Origin of the sequence: Oricola indica, assembly GCF_019966595.1 — a bacterium.
GTDB lineage: Bacteria > Pseudomonadota > Alphaproteobacteria > Rhizobiales > Rhizobiaceae > Oricola > Oricola indica.
Window position 1 is genome coordinate 88724 of record NZ_JAINFJ010000003.1, and the last position, 17220, is coordinate 105943.

Sequence of the window (17220 nt, forward strand, 5' to 3'; positions counted from 1 at the left end):
GGTTTGACCTATAAGGACTATTTTGCGGCAGTTTAGGATAATAACGCGATGTTTGCCTAGCCTAGCATTGCGGAGATTGAAGCCCGGATGATCCGGGTCCTTTGGAAACAACCGCCCGCGGGAGACGCCGATGCCACTCACAATGAACAAGGAAGTCTTCATCACCTGTGCCGTTACCGGCTCCGGCGGCACGCAGGACCGCTCTCCGCATGTTCCGCGCAGCCCGAAGCAGATCGCCGACAGTGCGATCGACGCGGCGAAAGCCGGCGCTGCGATCGTTCACTGCCATGTCCGCGATCCGGAGACCGGCGCTCCCTCGCGCCGCCCGGACCTCTACCGTGAAGTGACCGAGCGAATCCGTGACGCGGAGATCGACGTGGTCCTGAACCTCACGGCGGGCATGGGCGGCGACATCGTTTTCGGATCGACCGAAGCGCCCTTTCCGCTTAACGCGGATTCGACCGACATGATCGGCGCGTCGGAAAGGCTGGTGCATGTCCGGGAATGCCTGCCCGAAATCTGCACACTAGATTGCGGCACGATGAATTTCGCCGAGGCCGACTACGTGATGACCAATACACCCGGCATGCTGCGCGCCATGGGCGCGATGATGACAGAGCTGGGCGTCAAACCGGAGATCGAAGCCTTCGATACCGGGCATTTATGGTTCGCGAAGCAGCTTGTCTCGGAAGGCACGCTGGCGTCACCGGCGCTGGTCCAGCTTTGCATGGGCGTACCATGGGGCGCACCCAACGACCTCAACACCTTCATGGCGATGGTCAATGCCGTTCCCGAAGACTGGTCATGGTCGGCGTTCAGCCTGGGCCGGGACCAGATGGCCTATGTGGTGGCGGCGGTGCTGGCCGGCGGGAATGTCCGCGTCGGGCTGGAAGACAATCTCTGGCTCGAAAAGGGCGTTCTGGCGACCAATGCGCAACTGGTGGAGCGTGCCGTTACGCTGACCGAAGCCATGGGCGCGCGCGTCATCGGCACGGAGGCGGTCCGGGAACGGCTCGGCCTCGTGAAACGCGCACCGGCGGGCGCAACAGCATGACCGAAGAAACGAGACGAAAAGCGGCGATCGTCGGCGGCGGCGTCATCGGTGGCGGCTGGGCGGCACGGTTCCTGCTCAATGGCTGGGATGTCGCGGTGTTCGACCCCGATCCCGACGCCGAGCGGAAGATCGGCGAAGTGCTCGCCAACGCACGACGCTCCCTGCCCGCGCTCTATGATCGCGCGCTGCCAGACGAGGGGACGCTTAGCTTTCAGACTGATCTGCGCGACGCGATCGCCGGTGCGGACTGGATTCAGGAGAGCATTCCGGAGCGGCTCGACCTCAAGCACAAGGTGCTTGCCGCGATTGGAACAGACGCGTCTTCCGAGGCCGTCATCGGCTCATCGACATCGGGTTTCAAGCCATCCGATCTCAATGCAGAGGGCGCGCGCGCGATCGTCGCGCACCCGTTCAATCCGGTCTACCTGCTTCCGCTGGTCGAACTCGTCGGAGACCGCGCAACCTGTGACAAGGCGGCGGATATCCTGCGCTCGATCGGCATGTTCCCGCTTACGCTTCGCAAAGAGATCGATGCGCATATCGCCGACCGACTGCTCGAAGCCGTCTGGCGCGAGAGCCTTTGGCTGGTGAAGGACGGCGTCGCGACGACCGAGGAAATCGACGAGGCCATCCGTATGGGGTTCGGCATACGCTGGGCCCAGATGGGCCTTTTCGAGACATACCGCATCGCCGGCGGCGAAGCCGGGATGAAGCATTTCATGGCGCAATTCGGACCTGCCCTGTCCTGGCCGTGGACCAAGCTGATGGATGTGCCCGAGTTCACCGACGATCTGGTGGAGCTGATCGCGGGCCAGTCCGACGATCAATCCGGCCACATGTCAATTCGCGAGCTCGAAAGGCTGCGCGACGACAACATCGTCGGCATGGTCAGGGCGCTGCGGCGCACGGGCAGCGGCGCCGGCGGCGTCGTTGGCGCGCATGAAGCGAGCCTGCCGACCGGTTCCGAGCTTCACGGACTGCCCGTGACGGCAACACGGCAGGTGCCGGCAAGTTGGACCGACTACAACGGCCACATGAACGAGACCCATTACCTGGAGACCGCCTCGCAGGCGACCGACCGGTTCATGGAGATGATCGGCGCGGATGCCGGTTACGTGAAATCCGGTCGGAGCTATTTTACGGTCGAGACCCATGTCCGCTATCTCGGCGAGGTTCTCGCAGGCGACCGCCTCGTCGTCACCACGCAGGTCATGAGCGGCGCCGGCAAAAGAATGCACCTGTTCCATCATCTCTGGCGGGACGGGGAAACACTTGCCGCCACGGTGGAGACCATGCTGATCCACATGGATCTCGGCACTCGAAAATCGTCTCTCCCGGAACCCGCAGTGGCCGATGCGCTGGAGCGCTACGCGACCCGACATGCCGGGATGGCGGCAGAAGGTAGCGGACGCGCGGTGGGGCAGCCGGCGGGCTGACCCGGCACGCCGCTATCCGAACTTGCCGTTGCGCGGGAAGCCTTTCGGCACCATGCGTCCCGCCCCTGCGCGCACGCCGATCCATTCGGCCATCTCGTCCTTGGAGCGGGTATGATTGCGGCCGGAGGCGTCCTGCCATGTCAGGCCTTCCTCCAACCGGAAGACGCGCAGGTCGGCGATACCGCCATCCTTGTATTTCTGCAGCCGCACACCCTTGCCGCGCGCCATCTCGGGGATCTGAACCAGCGGGAAGACCAGCAACTTGCGGTTCTCGCCGACCGCCGCGACGTGATCGGCCTCGACCTCACCCGCATCGTCCATCGGCAGCTGAAGACAGAGCTTCGCCTCGTCGGGAAGCTTGATGTTCATGACCTGCTTGCCCTTGCGGGTGTTGGCGACGATATCGGCTTCCGGCACAACGAAGCCGTTGCCGACGGCGGAGGCAACCAGAAGCCTGCCCTTCGGCCTGTGCACGAAGGCCGTGACGATGTCCTGGGCGTTGTCCATGTCGACCATGATGCGGATCGGTTCGCCATGCCCTCGCCCGCCCGGCAAACGGTCGACGCCAAGCGTGTAGACCTTTCCGCCGGTGGTGAAGACGAGGACCTTGTCGGTGGTCACCGCGTGGAAGGCGAGCTTGAGCTTGTCACCCTCCTTGAAGGACAGGGTCGAGAAGTCCTGAATGTGACCCTTCATGGCGCGCAGCCAGCCCTTTTCGGATACGACGACGGTGACCGGTTCCTTCTCGATCATGGACTGGGCGACGGCTTCGAGATCGATATCGGCGGCTTCGGCAAAGGTGGAGCGGCGCGCGCCCAGTTCGGTGTCCTTGCCGAACTTCTCCTTCACATTGCCGACCTCCCAGGCGATCGTCTTCCACTGCAATTCCTCGGAGGCGAGCAGTTTCTCGATGCCCTCCTTCTCGGCCATCAGCTCGTCATGTTCCTTGCGGATCTCGATTTCCTCGAGCTTGTTAAGAGCCCGCAAGCGCAGATTGAGGATCGCGTCGGCCTGGACCTCCGTCAGCTCGAAACGCTCGATCAGCTTCGCCTTCGGCTCGTCCTCGAAACGAACAATGCGGATGACCTCGTCGATGTTGAGGTAGGCGATCAGGAAACCGCCTAGCACTTCGAGACGCTTCTCAATGATGCCGAGGCGGTTCTTCGAGCGGCGGATCAGCACCTCGCGGCGGTGGTCGAGCCATTCGCGCAGCACGTCGCGCAGGTTCATCACCTTCGGCACGATGCCGCCCGAGAGCACGTTCATGTTGAGCGGCACGCGGGTTTCGAGATCGGTGAGCTTGTAGAGGGACTCCATCAGGATATCCGGATCGACCGAACGCGACTTCGGTTCGAGCACGATGCGGATATCCTCGGCGCTCTCGTCGCGGACGTCCTCAAGCAGCGGGATCTTCCGCGCCAACAGCAACTCGGCGATCTTTTCGATCAGGCGCGACTTCTGCACCTGATAGGGGATCTCGGTCACGACGATGACGTATCCGCCTCTGCCCGTCTCCTCCTTCTCCCAGCGGGCGCGGACGCGGAACGCGCCGCGGCCGGTGGTGTAGGATTCGAGGATCGACGCCTTCGGTTCGACGATGATGCCGCCGGTCGGGAAATCCGGGCCGGGCACGAACTCGACCAGTTTCTCGATGGTCGCGTTGGGGTGCTTGATGAGATGCAGAGCAGCATCGCACAACTCGGCGGCGTTATGCGGCGGGATGTTTGTCGCCATGCCGACGGCGATGCCGGACGCGCCATTTGCGAGCAGGTTCGGAAATGCGCCCGGCAGGACGACCGGCTCGTCGTCCTCCTCGTTGTAGGTCTTGCGGAAATCGACAGAATCCTCGCCGATGCCTTCCAGCAACAGCATGGCGACATCGGTCATGCGCGCTTCGGTGTAGCGCATGGCGGCCGCGTTATCGCCGTCGATATTGCCGAAATTGCCCTGCCCGTCGACCAGCGGATAGCGGACGGCGAAATCCTGGCTGAGGCGCACCAGCGCGTCGTAGATCGCCTGGTCGCCATGCGGGTGGAACTTACCCATGACGTCGCCGACGATACGGGCGCATTTCTTGTAGGCCTGTTGCGGATCGAGCCGCAGCAGGCGCATGGCGTGGAGAATGCGGCGGTGAACCGGCTTCAGGCCATCACGCGCATCGGGCAACGCGCGGTGCATGATGGTCGACAGCGCATAGGCCAGATAGCGCTCTTCCAGCGCCGATTTCAGATCGACCGGTTCGATTTCCTTGCCGGGGCCGTTGCCCGAGCCGGGTGGTGTAACTTGCTTTGACATGGGATTGGGTTAACGCCCGGAGCGATTCGCGGCAAGCCGAAAGCCCGGAATTCCGGCGTTTTGCCCCGTATTTACCGACAGACCCTAACGGCTTGACTGCTAAGTTACACGAGGTCGTGCACACCAAGCGTTAATACCGACTTGTTACGAAACATGATTGTATTTTGCAGGGGCGTTGCAAATGACGTATTCGGGGTCCGGACTCGGACTTCTGCCGGACGAGCATATCGACCTCTCCGAACGGATCCTCAGAAACGAGGAAGACGGGACAAGGTCGCTCACCGACCCGGTGACGGGACTCGGCAATCTGCGCCGCATGAAGCTCAAGACCGACAAGCTTATCGAGCAGCGCGCCGACGATCCGGCACCGTTCTCCATCGGTGTTTTCGATATCGACCGGTTTCGGCCTGTCAACGATCTGTTCGGGCGCAAGGCCGGCGACGAGATTCTCTCCCAGGTGGCGTTGCGTATCTCCGCCGCGCTTCCAGAGGACGCCATGCTCGCCCGCATTTCCGGCGACATGTTCGGGATGGTGCTGCCGACCTGCTTCTTCGAGAAAGACGCCGGACGGGTCGGCGCTTTGCTCAAGGACGTCTTCAACGCGCCCTTCGACCTCGGCGAACGCATCGTGCGCATGTCGGCCTCGTTCGGATTTTGCCAATACCCTTTCGCGGGAACCACATTCGACGAGCTTTTCGACAAGTGCGAATCCGCGCTCTACCAGGCGCGCAAGGCGGGTGCGGCGAATGTCAGCGTGTATACGCATGAAATGGCCCGCGAGATGCGTTTGCGTACCCAGATCGAACAGGCGTTGCGCAAGGCCGTGGCCGCGCAGGAGATCGAGCCGCATTTCCAGCCCATCGTCGATCTGGCGAGCGGCGAGGTCAAAGGTTTCGAGTGCCTGGCGCGCTGGCGCGACGCCGAACTGGGCGACATCGCGCCTTCGACCTTCATTCCGCTTGCAGAACAGGCAGGGTTCATCGACGCGCTGACGAAGCTGCTTTTCGCCAAGGCGATCCGCTGCGCGAAGCAGTGGCCGAAGAACATATTCCTGTCGTTCAACCTGTCATCCGTGCAGTTGGTCGACCCGACGACCGCGTTTTCCGTCTTGGCGATGTTGCAGAAGATGGATTTCGATCCGCGCAGGATCGAGATCGAAATCACCGAAACGGCGATGATGTCCGACCCCGAGACGGCCGAGCGGATCATCGACGAATTGCGCGCCGTCGGTATCCGCATCCTGCTCGACGACTTCGGAACGGGCCAGTCGAGCCTTGGGCGGTTGCGCGACTTCTCATTCGACAAGGTCAAGATCGACCAGTCCTTCATCCAGGCATTGGGCGAGGACGAAAAGGCCGAACACATCGTGCGCGCCATCGTGAACATGTGCGAGGCTCTCGGGCTGAGCGTGATCGCGGAAGGCATCGAGACCGCAGCGAACGCGGACAAGCTGATCGGGCTCGGCTGCCTCGCCGGCCAAGGCTATTATTTCGGTAAGCCGGCAGACGCCGAAACGACGATTGGCTATTTCAGCACACCGAACAGCGCCGAGGACGGCAAACTCACCTGCCAGGTTACCGATTCGCGCTGTTGCGCCGGCTGAGGCTATCCTCCCAGGCCAGCGCCGAGGACACGATCTCCGTCAGATCGTCATGCATGGGCTGCCAACCGAATGCGCTGCGCGCGAGATCCGAATTGGCAACGATGGCGACTGCATCGCCCGCGCGGCGCGGGCCATAGCCGATGTCGAGTGCCCGGCCGGTGACGCGCTGAATGCAGTCCAGAACTTCCAGCACCGAATAGCCGCGCCCGTATCCGCAATTGGCGATCATGCTGTCGCCGCCGGCGCGTAGGCGTTTCAGCGCGAGCAAATGCGCCTCGGCGAGATCGGTGACGTGAATGTAATCCCGAATGCAGGTGCCGTCGGCGGTCGGGTAATCGGTGCCGAAGACCTGGATCCCGTCACGCTTGCCGAGCGCCGCCTCGCTGGCCACCTTGATCAGATGCGTCGCGCCGGCTGTGGACTGTCCTGCGCGGCCGCGCGGATCCGCGCCCGCCACGTTGAAATAGCGTAGCGCCGTGAACGAGAAATCATGCGCCCTGGCCACGTCGGCGAGTATGAGCTCGGTCATCAGCTTGGACATGCCGTAGGGCGAGTCCGGGTTACGCGCGTGATCCTCCTTCACTGGCTCCGCGCCGACAGACCCGTAGACCGCAGCCGTGGAGGAAAAAATGAAGTGACGCACGCCCGTGCGCACAGCCGCCTCGATCAGCGTGCGGGAATTGCTGGTGTTGTTCTCGTAGTAGGACAGCGGATCGGCGACCGATTCCGGCACGACGATCGATCCGGCGAAATGGATGATCGAATCCACGTCATTCTCGCGGATGACGGCCATTACCGTTTCCTTGTCCGCGATGTCGCCAATGACGAGCTTTGCCTCAGGCGCCACCGCCCACTCAAAGCCGGTCGAGAGCCTGTCGATCACGACGACGTCCTCGCCCGCGTCGAGCAACGCCCAAACCATGTGGCTGCCGATATAGCCGGCCCCGCCGGTTACCAAGACCGCCATCGGCCTCCTCCTTCGATATCCGCCGCGATGCGGCAACCGCCCAACGCCGGGCAGTCCGCAAGCTCATCCGCGGCAATCTAGCGGGCAAGGCTTAACACCTGATGGACATCCATCCGCACACCTCTTCCTAGACGGAATGAACCGCCTCGGAACTGTGTCACTGCTCGCGAAACGCCCGCGAAAAGGAGTCGGTCAGCGGCCTGAGCAGATATTCGAAGAAGGTCCGGTCACCGCTGGAGATCATCGCCTCGACGGGCATACCCGGATAGATCTGGCTCCTGTCGACTTCCGACGGCAGATCGTCGGTGATACGGAGCCGGGCGATGAAATAGGGCTGCCCGTTCTTCGGATCGACAAGGCGGTCCGGCGAGACATAGGTGACAGTGCCTGGAACCTGCGGCGTCGTGCGCATGTTGAGCGCGACGAAGCGCAATTCCGCCTGCTGGCCGGGCCGGACGATATCGACATCGGCGGGGCTCAATTGCGCCTCGACGATCAGTTCATTGGAAGTCGGCAGGAGGCGTGCGAGTTCCTCGCCCGGTCCGACCACATTGCCGGGTGTGTTCTGATTGATCCGGATGATCAGCCCGTCGGAGGGCGCGCGAACAACGACGCGCGCCAAGACGTCCTCGGCGGCGCTCAATTGCTCCTCGATCTCGCCGATGCTCGCGCTGACGTCGTTCAGTTCCGTCAGCGACTGTTCGACGCGCTGGCTCTTCTGACGAACCAGTTGCTCCCTCGCCTCGGCCGTGCGGCTGCGCGTCTGTTCCATCTGCGATGTGATAGCGCCGATCTGCCCGATTAGGTCGGCCTGCGAACGAAGCAGCGCCGTGTATTCGGAACGGTTCGTAAGCCCTTGGTCGAGCAGCTTTTCCTTGCGCTCGGTTTCATCGCTGACAACGGCAAGCTGATCTTCCAGAGCCTTTTTCTGGGCTTTGAAGCCAACGATCGCCTCTTCGCCGGCGGCGACACGCTGATTGAGAATGACAACCTCGGACTCGAAGCGAACGAGCCGCGCGCGAAACTCGTCGCGCTGTTCCTCGAGAACATGGTCGAGGCCGTTCGCCCTGGCGACGTCAACCAGTTTCGCGTCGAACGTGACCTCTTCCGCGCTGTCGCGCTGGGCCTCGAGGCGCGCCTTGCGGGCGACCAGGTTGACCCAATGCTTGGTTCGCGTGTTGAGCGACGCCTGGGCGCGGGTACCGTCCATGGTAAAAAGCGGATCGCCGGCAGAGACCTGATCGCCCTCATGGACGTGGATTTTGCTGATAATGCCGCCCTCAAGATGCTGGACGACCTGGTTCTGGCCGGCCGCGCCGATCACGCCGACGACGATCGCGGCACCGGTCAATGGCGCGGTCGCGGCCCAAACGCCGAAGACGCCTATGAAGAGGATCAGCGCCATGTAGCCAACGAGCGCTATCTTCGAGGTTCCCGTCCTCACGGCCGCAGCCCATGCGGCATTGTTCGTTTCAGCGTTCATTGGTTCTTTTCCCGCCCGTTTTCCGCGGAGACCGGGCGCAGCCCCGGACCGAACGACGCGAAGGGCGACTTCCCGCCTTCGTCCGCAGGCGGGGCGCTGCCATCAGACGGGGGCGCATCACGATTGAGATTTGCGGCCTGCTTGCGCCTTGCGACTTCCTCCGCCAGTTTCTTCTGCTGGCGCGCCAGCACCTCGTCGCGCGGTCCGTAATCCTCGATCTCGCCGTCACGGAGAACCATCAGCGCATCGACCTTGTCGACGATGGCGCGGCGCTGGGTGATTATGACGACAGTGGTTCCCGAAACCCGCGCCTCCTCCAGCGCGGCTTCGAGCGCGCGGTCGCCGTCGGCATCGAGATTGGCGTTTGGTTCGTCAAGGACAAGCAGGCTGGGCTTGCCAAAAAAGGCGCGCGCCAGCCCGACCCGCTGGCGCTGGCCGCCGGAAAGGACAGAGCCCTGCGCGCCGATTATCGTATCGTAGCCATTCGGCATCGTCTGGATCAGTTGATGAACATGGGCGCGCTGCGCCGCCTCGATCACCTGCTGGTCCTCCGCATCCGGCGAAAAACGGGACACGTTCTGACGGATCGTGCCGGGCAACAATTCGATGTCCTGCGGCAGATAGCCGATATGCCGACCGAGGCTCTCCGGATCCCAGTTCTGGAGATCCGCCTTGTCGATACGCACGACGCCGCTTCGCGGCCGGATCGCACCGACCAGGAGACGTGCAAGCGTCGACTTGCCCGCCCCGCTCGGCCCCACGATGCCGAGGACGATGCCCGGCGGGATCGAAAAGGAGATACGCTTGATGACGGGTTTTGCATCCGGCGCGGAATTGGGCGCGAAATAGACAAGGCTTTCCACATCCATTCGTCCGACGGGTGCGGGCAACGCCGTGCGCGGCTGTTCCTCGCGGACGGCTCCGACCGCCTTGTTGAAACGTCGCCAGGCGGCACGAACTTCGACGAATTGCCGCCAGCCGCCGATCACCTGGTCGATCGGCTGCAGACCCCTGCCCGATATGATCGAGGCGGCAAAAATCATGCCCGCCGTCATTTCGCCGCCGACGACCAGCCATGCGCCGAAGCCGAGAATGGCGATCTGCAAGCCGAGGCGCAGGAAGCGCGAAAGGCCGGCAAAAAACGCATTGATGCGCGCAACATCGTCATTGGCCTGCAAGGCCGGCGCATGCTGGCTGCCCCAGGCGGCGATCGCGTTTCCCATCATGCCCATGGCGCGCAGGGTCTCCGCATTCTGCACGAAGGACTGGGCGGTCATCATCGCGCCAATAGTGTTCTCCGAAGCCCTCCGGACCGCTTCCGCGGTGGCGACCTGGTTGGCGATTGCGACCATCGTCAGAACTGCCGCGCCGACGGCCGCGAGCACGAACAGAACCGGATGGATGAACCAGAGCATCAAGATGAAAAGCGGCGCGAACGGCAGATCGAACAGGGCAAAGACCTGTCGGGACCCGATAAACCCGCGAATGGCGGAAAGATCGCGCAGCGCCTGAATATCACCCATCGCGGCGCGCGGGGACTCCATGACCGCGGTCATCGCATCACGGCTTTCCATGACATCGAGCCGTGTGGCAATGCGGTTGGCATATATGGCGCGTACTATTTCAAGCACCGCGAGGAGCAACAGTGCAAAGCCGGCAATAATGGACAGGAACAGCAAGGTCTCGAGGCTGGAGGACGGCAAGACGCGATCGTAAACCTGAAGCAAATACAACGGCATAACGAGCATCAGCATGTTCACAAAGAAGGAAAACACGCCAATCTCGACAGCCGCACGCTTCAAGTGCTTCCAAGTCGATTGCATTGCCCAAGTCCCATTCACCGCGCGGAATAAAACACAAAAAGGCACAAATCGCTAAAGAAACTGCTGAAAAGGTCTATTCGTCAGTTTCTGGCAGCGATGAAGCCCTCAAGCCGCGCGGCGGCCTCCGCGATCTGGCCGAGATCCCGGTTGAAGCAGGCCCGGAAAAACCCCTCGCCTCCGAGGCCGAATGCGACGCCGGGCGCGAGGCCGACGCCGGTCTCATCCACGATACGAAGCGCGCTCGCCATCGAGTCCGAAACGCCCTCGATTTCGAAGAACAGGTAGAAGGCACCGCCTGGACGGGCGAAGCGGACGCGTCCGGTCGCGCCGAGGCGGGAGGTCAGGATTTCGAGCGCTTCGGACGCCCTCTGGCGGTGGGAGGCGATCAGGTCGTCACCGTCGTCCAGCGCCACGGTCGCGCCGCGCTGCATGAACTGCGGCACGCCCGATGTCGAATACTGCACAAGGTTCTCGAACACCGGCATCAGGGCGGGCGGCGCCTTGATCCAACCCACTCTCCAGCCGGTCATTGCCCAGTTCTTTGAAAAGGAATTGACGTAAAGGATGCGATCGCCGTCTTCCTGAATGTCGAGGAAGGACGGTGCGCGAGTTCCCTGCCCGTACCAAAACAGCGAATAGATCTCGTCGGCGACGATCCAGAGCCCGTGCCGGCGCGCGATCTCCAGGATCGCGGACAACGTCTCGCGGGTCGCGGCCCAACCGGTCGGATTGGACGGGGTGTTGATGAACAGGGCGCGGGTGCGCGGGGTGATCGCGGCTTCCAGCCGGGACATGTCCAGGGTCCATCCGGTTTCAGCGAAATCGAGACCGACCGGTACGGCCCTGCCGCCCGCGATCTCCAATGCAGCGGCAAAGTTCGGCCAAGCGGGCGAGAGATAGACGCATTCGTCTCCCGCGCCGGCGATCGCCTGGATCGCGAGCTGGATGGCCTGCATCCCCGAACCGACCACGACATAGTCACGGGGCCCGGACCGGATCCCGAAATGGCGTTCGTAATAGCGCGCCAGCGCCTCGCGCAGTTCGGGAATGCCCTGTTGCCAGGTGTAGAAGGTCTCGCCCTCCAGAAGCGCGGCGGCGGCCGGCTCGGATATGAACTGCGGCGTCGGCAAGTCGCCCTCGCCGACCCACAGAGGAACAAGACCGTCACGGCCTCGCGCATGATCGACGACCGCAACGATACCGCTTGGCGGCGCGTGAAGGGCCTCCGCGCGCAGGTGGAAACGCTCAAGCGACGACTGGGGGCTGGTCATGCGGAAATCCGTGGCGGGAACGAAAACCCCGGCCAACAGGCCGGGGCGTTTGCGATGCAATAATCGCGGCTGCTACTTTTTCAGGAGATCGCGGATCTCTGTCAAGAGTTGTACGTCGGCCGGCGGCGCGGGTGGTGCGGCGGGAGCCGGCTCTTCCTTCCGGCGCAGATTGTTCACTGCCTTGACCATCATGAAGATGATCCAGGCGAGGATCAGGAAATTGATTATCTGGGTGAAGAAACTGCCGTAAGCCAGCACCGCGCCCTGTTCGCGCGCCGCTTCGAGCGTCGGCGCATCGATGCCCGAGGCCAGCGGCAGGAAATAGTCCGAAAAGTCGAAGCCGCCGAAGATCGCACCGACGATCGGCATGATGATGTCGTCAGTCAGCGATTTGACGATTCCGCCAAACGCGCCACCGATAATGACGCCGACAGCAAGGTCCATGACATTGCCCTTGGCGATAAATTCCTTGAATTCGTCGAGCATAAGATCCCTCCACCTAGCTCCTGAGCGCCCCGCAGACGCGGCACCAATGATTATACCAGCGGCGCTCAGTTGTGAATTCGCCAGATTTGGGTCTATGCACAGTAATTGGACAGGTTCGGGCCGTTTTGATTGAATGCGGCCTCTGACGGGAGGATGAATGCAGGGTGGCCTGATCATCATTGTGGCGCTCGGCTACCTGGCGATCCTGTTCGCCGTCGCCGCCTATGGCGATCGCAGGTCGCGGGGCGGACCAAGCAATGTTCCCCGCCCGAACATCTACGCCCTGAGCCTTGCGGTCTATTGTACGTCCTGGACATTCTTCGGTTCGGTGGGCGTCGCGTCGCAGAGCGGCTTCCAGTTCTTCACCATCTATCTGGGCCCGATCCTCGTCTTCACGCTCGGCTACAAGCTGATCGAACGGATCGTGGTGTTGTCGAAGGCGGAAAAGATCACGTCGGTCGCCGACTTCCTGGCGGCGCGCTACGGCAAGAACGCCTGGGTGGCGGCGCTGGCGGCGGTGATCGCGGTGATCGGCACCGTTCCCTATATCGCCCTGCAATTGAAGGCGATTTCGGATTCGGTCACGCTCATGGCGGGCCACTATGACGTGTTCGGAAACAGCCAGTACGCCTTCCGCCTCGATATCTCTCTGGTTGTCGCGCTGTTCTTGAGCGTCTTCGCGATATTGTTCGGCACGCGTCACGCCGACGCCACCGAACACCAGGACGGATTGATCCTCGCGGTGGCGCTGGAGTCGCTCGTCAAGATCATCGTCTTCCTGGTCGTCGCGTCCGCCGTCGTGTTCTTCATGTATGGCGGACCGGGCCCGATCTTCGATGCCATCCGAAATGACGAACGTGTCGTATCCGCGATCTCGCGGGGCAGTTCGCCGTCTACATGGATCGTGATGACGCTTCTCAGCGCCTCGGCGATCCTCGCGCTGCCGCGCCAGTTCCACGTTACCGTCGTCGAGAACCGCGCCGATGTCGAACTGCGCCGGGCGCGCTGGATGTTTCCGCTCTACCTGATCGTCATCAACGTGCTGGTTCTGCCGCTGGCTGTCGCCGGCATGCTCAATCTCGGTCCGGACGTCTCGCCGGATTCCTACGTGCTGGCACTGCCGCTTTCGGCGGGACAAGACTTCCTCGCGTTCCTGACCTTTACCGGCGGCCTGTCCGCCGCCACCGCCATGGTGATCGTCGCCTCGGTGGCGCTGGCGGTGATGATCTCCAACGACCTCGTCATACCGCTTCTGCTATGGCGGTCCGGCGGGCGGCTCAGGACGGATTCCGGCGACTGGACGCGGGTGATCCTGAATATAAGGCGCATCTCGATCTTCATCATGCTGATCGCGGCCTTCGCCTATTACCGGGCGGCTGCGAACACGACACAACTCGCCGCGATCGGCTTGCTGTCGTTCGCTGCCGTGGCGCAATTCGCGCCGGCTCTCGTGATCGGGCTTTTCTGGCGCGGTGCGAATGCGCGCGGCGCGATCCTCGGCATGGGCGCCGGCTTCGTCGTCTGGGCCTACACGCTGCTGTTTCCTACTCTGCTCGGCGCAGACGATCCGTTCATCCGCAACGGTATTTTCGGAATCGACAGTCTGCGTCCGCAGGCGCTGTTCGGCGTCGTGGCCGAACCGCTCAATCACGGCGTGTTCTGGAGCCTGCTGGTCAATGTCGTCCTGCTGGTCATAGGGTCGATATCGCGGGCGCAGTCTCCGCTGGAGCGATTGCAGGCCATCACCTTCGTGCCGCGAGACGCGCCCCAGACCGTGAAGATCCGCCGGTTCCGGACCACGATCACCATCAACGACCTGAAGGCCACTCTGAGCCGCTATGTCGGGCGGGCTCGCACCGAACGTGCCTTCGCCGCTTTCGAAGAACGCGAGGGCCGATCGCTCGACGGGCGCCAGACGACGGACATCACGGTCGTGCGCTATGCCGAGCAGATCCTCGCCTCGGCGGTCGGATCGTCCTCGGCACGGCTGGTCCTTTCGCTGCTGTTCGAGAAGGACGGCGCGTCATCGCGCGAAACCGTGCAACTGCTCGACGACGCCTCGGAGGCGCTGCAGCAGAACCGCGACCTGCTGCAGATGGCGCTCAACCAGATGGACCAGGGGATTTCGGTCTTCGACAAGAACCTGCGCCTGACCAACTGGAACACGCAGTTCCGCGCGCTTTTGAGCCTGCCGAGCGAGATGGGCCAGTTCGGCTATCCAATCAAGCTGATCATGGAACGTCTCGTCAGCGACGGGCAGGTTTCGGAGGAGATGGCGTTCGAGGCCGTCGACAACATCACGGCGTTCAAGCGGGTCTGGCAGTTGCCGCTGAAACGCGGCGGGCGCATTCTCGAAGTCCGCTCCAATCCGATGCCCGATGGCGGCATCGTTGTGACCTACACCGACATTACCGGCCGGGTGGAAGCCGACGAGGCGCTGAAACGCGCCAAGGAAAGCCTGGAACAGCGCGTCGCGGCGCGGACCGCCGAACTGACGAACGTCAACCGGGAACTGGCGCGTGCGCAGGCGCTGGCGGAGGAAGCCAATCTCGGCAAGACGCGGTTCCTCGCCGCGGCCGGCCACGACATCTCGCAGCCTCTCAACGCGGCGCGTCTCTACACCTCGTCGCTCGTGGAGCGCACCGCCGGCAAGCGCTCGTCTGAGCGCGAAATCGCGACGAAAATCGATTCCTCGCTGCAGGCCGTGGAAAACATCATCGGCGCGGTCCTCGACATTTCCCGGCTCGACGCGGGCGCGATGACGCCCAACCCCTCGGTGTTCTCGCTCGGCGAATTGCTCAACCAGATCAAGACGGACTTCCAGCCCTTGGCCGACGAGAAGAAGCTCGAATTCGTCGTGGTGCCCTCAACCGCCGTTGTGGAGTCGGACCGGAACCTGCTGCGGCGACTGGTGCAGAACCTCGTTTCCAACGCGCTGAAATACACCAAGACCGGGAAGGTCCTTGTCGGCGTGCGCCGCGACGGCGACGACGCGCTGATCTGCGTTCACGACACCGGTATCGGCATCTCGTCGAAAAAGGCGAAGACCGTGTTCAAGGAATTCGAGCGCCTGTCGGAAGGCGCTCGGATTGCGAGCGGCCTCGGTCTCGGGCTTTCCATCGTCGACCGGATATCGCGGGTTCTCGGCCTGACGATCGACATGAAGTCGCGTCAGAAAACCGGCACGATGTTCACGGTGCGGATCAAGCGTTCTTCGGAGGCGCTGATCGCGAAGCCGGCGCGGGTCAGCCGGGCAGCGGGCGCGCGCCAGGTGCTTGCGGGAATTGTGGTCGCCTGTATCGACAACGAGGAGACTATCCTGTCGGGCATGCGGGTCCTGCTGGAGGGCTGGGGCGCGCAAGTCATCGCGGCGCCAACCCAGAAAACTCTGCTTGGAGAAATCTCGAAGGCCGGCGTGGTGCCGGACGTCATCATTGCCGACTACCATCTCGACGACGGTCACAACGGGCTCGACGTGATCGCGGCGATGCGGTCGCGGCTGTCGCCCAAGATGTTCGCGATCCTGGCAACGGCCGACAGGTCCGCGCCGCTGCGCGCGGCAGCGGCAAACGCGGATATCCACATCCTGAACAAGCCGCTCAAGCCGGCGGCGCTCAGGGCGCTTCTCTCAAATGTTTCGCAAGAACGCGCGGCGGCGGAGTAATCTCAATGCGCCGCGTTCCGAGGATCCAGGACTAATCCTGATCCTCGCGCAGCATGTCCGCGCCGATCTTCGACAGGAGGATGACGGCCTGGGTGCGGCTGTCGACATTGAGTTTTTGCAGTACGGCGGAGACATGAGCCTTGATGGTGGCCTCGGAGACACCGAGCTCATAGGCGATCTGCTTGTTGAGCAGCCCCTCGCCCAGCATGCCGAGCACACGCGCCTGCTGCGGGGTCAGCGTGCGAATGCGCCGAATCAGGTCTTCAATCTCGGGATCGTGTTCACTGCCGAGATTCATCCCCTCCGGCAGGGCGATTTCGCCGGCCAGCACATTGGCGACGCCCTTGCGGATCGCCTCCATGCGCGCCGATTTCGAGATGAAGCCAGAGGCGCCGAGTTCGACGGAACGGCGCACCGTCGTGACATCGTCGGTTCCGGAGATCACGATGACGGGAACGGCAGGAAATGCCGCGCGAACGGAGACCAGCGCCGATAGCCCGCTTGAACCGGGCATTGAAAGGTCGAGCAGCACGAGGTCCATCTCGGGATTCTCGTTCAGCACAGTCATCGCGGACCCGAAATCGCCGGCCTCGCTGATCACAGGCGTTTCGAGATCGTCGCCGAGCGGAACACTGATGGCAGATTTGATCGCATCCCTGAACAATGGATGATCGTCCGCTACCAGAATTTGTACCGCCATTGCCCTCTCCCCCTTATCGTCCGCGCGTCAGCCGTCCGACACCGCCCAATTATGACGGGCGCTAGACATGCGCTGTCAAGGCAAAGACGTCAACCGGCAGGCTTGCGGTCAGTAATGCGGCTCAAAACGACAGGAAAACGCATAATGAACCATATGGCCGTCCAGAGATTGCCGATGATCGGAATTGGCGCGATCCACAGGATCGCGGCCCAACGGCGCTCGAATGCAGCTATGACGACCGCGCTCAGGAGAAATCCGAAATAGAGGTCGGCGAGCGTCACGATGCCCCATGGATCGCTTGTCAGCCATGCCCCGGCCGTGGCGAAGTCACCAACGATGACGGCCCAGACGATCAGCGCCGCGAATGCTGTTGCGAAAATGGCGAGGATTATGCGCAGGACCGTCATGACGTCTCCAGAATCTCAGGGGCATTCGGCT

Annotated in this window: 12 protein-coding genes; 4 read left to right on the forward strand and 8 right to left on the reverse strand. The window is 62.7% G+C overall.

From position 1 onward, the window contains the following. Positions 1-130: 130 nt before the first annotated feature. Both bcoG and LC343_RS09230 read left to right on the forward strand, forming a co-directional pair. Positions 131-1054 (forward strand): 3-dehydrocarnitine:acetyl-CoA trimethylamine transferase BcoG, encoded by a 924-nt coding sequence (bcoG, locus tag LC343_RS09225; RefSeq protein WP_223476834.1) that lies wholly within the window; start codon positions 131-133, stop codon positions 1052-1054. After that, a complete protein-coding gene (locus LC343_RS09230) occupies positions 1051-2490 on the forward strand; it encodes a carnitine 3-dehydrogenase (protein WP_223476835.1) in 1440 nt (479 codons plus the stop codon). Before bcoG ends, LC343_RS09230 begins: the two co-directional genes overlap by 4 nt. A 12-nt stretch (positions 2491-2502) precedes the next feature. Here LC343_RS09230 and parC read toward each other — a convergent pair whose 3' ends face one another. Further along, a complete protein-coding gene (parC, locus tag LC343_RS09235; protein ID WP_223476836.1) occupies positions 2503-4785 on the reverse strand; it encodes a DNA topoisomerase IV subunit A in 2283 nt (760 codons plus the stop codon). Positions 4786-4966: 181 nt separating this feature from the next. On the opposite strand from parC, the gene LC343_RS09240 reads away from it, so the two are divergent. Beyond that, complete coding sequence (locus LC343_RS09240) at positions 4967-6388, forward strand: putative bifunctional diguanylate cyclase/phosphodiesterase (protein ID WP_223476837.1); 1422 nt, start codon at positions 4967-4969, stop codon at positions 6386-6388. On the opposite strand, the gene galE is transcribed toward LC343_RS09240, so the two are convergent. From galE to mscL, 5 genes are all read right to left on the reverse strand, one after another. Further along, positions 6360-7355, reverse strand: coding sequence for a UDP-glucose 4-epimerase GalE (galE, locus tag LC343_RS09245; protein ID WP_223476838.1), 996 nt, complete (start codon positions 7353-7355; stop codon positions 6360-6362). The genes LC343_RS09240 and galE overlap by 29 nt on opposite strands. 157 nt (positions 7356-7512) lie before the next feature. Continuing rightward, a complete protein-coding gene (locus tag LC343_RS09250; RefSeq protein WP_223476839.1) occupies positions 7513-8838 on the reverse strand; it encodes an HlyD family type I secretion periplasmic adaptor subunit in 1326 nt (441 codons plus the stop codon). Further along, complete coding sequence (locus LC343_RS09255; RefSeq protein ID WP_223476840.1) at positions 8835-10661, reverse strand: type I secretion system permease/ATPase; 1827 nt, start codon at positions 10659-10661, stop codon at positions 8835-8837. The genes LC343_RS09250 and LC343_RS09255 overlap by 4 nt, the downstream gene beginning before the upstream one ends. 80 nt (positions 10662-10741) lie before the next feature. Next, a complete protein-coding gene (locus tag LC343_RS09260) occupies positions 10742-11932 on the reverse strand; it encodes a pyridoxal phosphate-dependent aminotransferase (protein ID WP_223476841.1) in 1191 nt (396 codons plus the stop codon). Between the two features lie 72 nt (positions 11933-12004). Continuing rightward, the gene (mscL, locus tag LC343_RS09265; protein ID WP_223476842.1) at positions 12005-12418 is read right to left on the reverse strand and encodes a large conductance mechanosensitive channel protein MscL; all 414 of its coding nucleotides are present in this window, start codon (positions 12416-12418) and stop codon (positions 12005-12007) included. A gap of 157 nt (positions 12419-12575) precedes the next feature. Here mscL and LC343_RS09270 point away from each other — a divergent pair, with 157 nt between their 5' ends. Then, entirely contained in the window at positions 12576-16082 is a 3507-nt protein-coding gene (locus tag LC343_RS09270; protein WP_223476843.1) for a PAS domain-containing hybrid sensor histidine kinase/response regulator, read from the forward strand. A gap of 31 nt (positions 16083-16113) precedes the next feature. Here LC343_RS09270 and LC343_RS09275 read toward each other — a convergent pair whose 3' ends face one another. After that, positions 16114-16782, reverse strand: coding sequence for a response regulator (locus tag LC343_RS09275; RefSeq protein WP_223476844.1), 669 nt, complete (start codon positions 16780-16782; stop codon positions 16114-16116). 89 nt (positions 16783-16871) lie between these two features. Then, positions 16872-17189 carry a hypothetical protein gene (locus LC343_RS09280; protein ID WP_223476845.1) on the reverse strand — a complete coding sequence of 106 codons (318 nt, stop codon included), beginning with the start codon at positions 17187-17189 and terminating at the stop codon, positions 16872-16874. Positions 17190-17220: the final 31 nt, after the last annotated feature.

Coding starts and splice junctions, on each gene's coding strand:
- bcoG (WP_223476834.1), top strand. CDS start 131: ATGCCACTCACAATGAACAAGGAAGTCTTCATCACCTGTGCCGTTACC.
- LC343_RS09230 (WP_223476835.1), top strand. CDS start 1,051: ATGACCGAAGAAACGAGACGAAAAGCGGCGATCGTCGGCGGCGGCGTC.
- parC (WP_223476836.1), bottom strand. CDS start 4,785: ATGTCAAAGCAAGTTACACCACCCGGCTCGGGCAACGGCCCCGGCAAG.
- LC343_RS09240 (WP_223476837.1), top strand. CDS start 4,967: ATGACGTATTCGGGGTCCGGACTCGGACTTCTGCCGGACGAGCATATC.
- galE (WP_223476838.1), bottom strand. CDS start 7,355: ATGGCGGTCTTGGTAACCGGCGGGGCCGGCTATATCGGCAGCCACATG.
- LC343_RS09250 (WP_223476839.1), bottom strand. CDS start 8,838: ATGAACGCTGAAACGAACAATGCCGCATGGGCTGCGGCCGTGAGGACG.
- LC343_RS09255 (WP_223476840.1), bottom strand. CDS start 10,661: ATGCAATCGACTTGGAAGCACTTGAAGCGTGCGGCTGTCGAGATTGGC.
- LC343_RS09260 (WP_223476841.1), bottom strand. CDS start 11,932: ATGACCAGCCCCCAGTCGTCGCTTGAGCGTTTCCACCTGCGCGCGGAG.
- mscL (WP_223476842.1), bottom strand. CDS start 12,418: ATGCTCGACGAATTCAAGGAATTTATCGCCAAGGGCAATGTCATGGAC.
- LC343_RS09270 (WP_223476843.1), top strand. CDS start 12,576: ATGCAGGGTGGCCTGATCATCATTGTGGCGCTCGGCTACCTGGCGATC.
- LC343_RS09275 (WP_223476844.1), bottom strand. CDS start 16,782: ATGGCGGTACAAATTCTGGTAGCGGACGATCATCCATTGTTCAGGGAT.
- LC343_RS09280 (WP_223476845.1), bottom strand. CDS start 17,189: ATGACGGTCCTGCGCATAATCCTCGCCATTTTCGCAACAGCATTCGCG.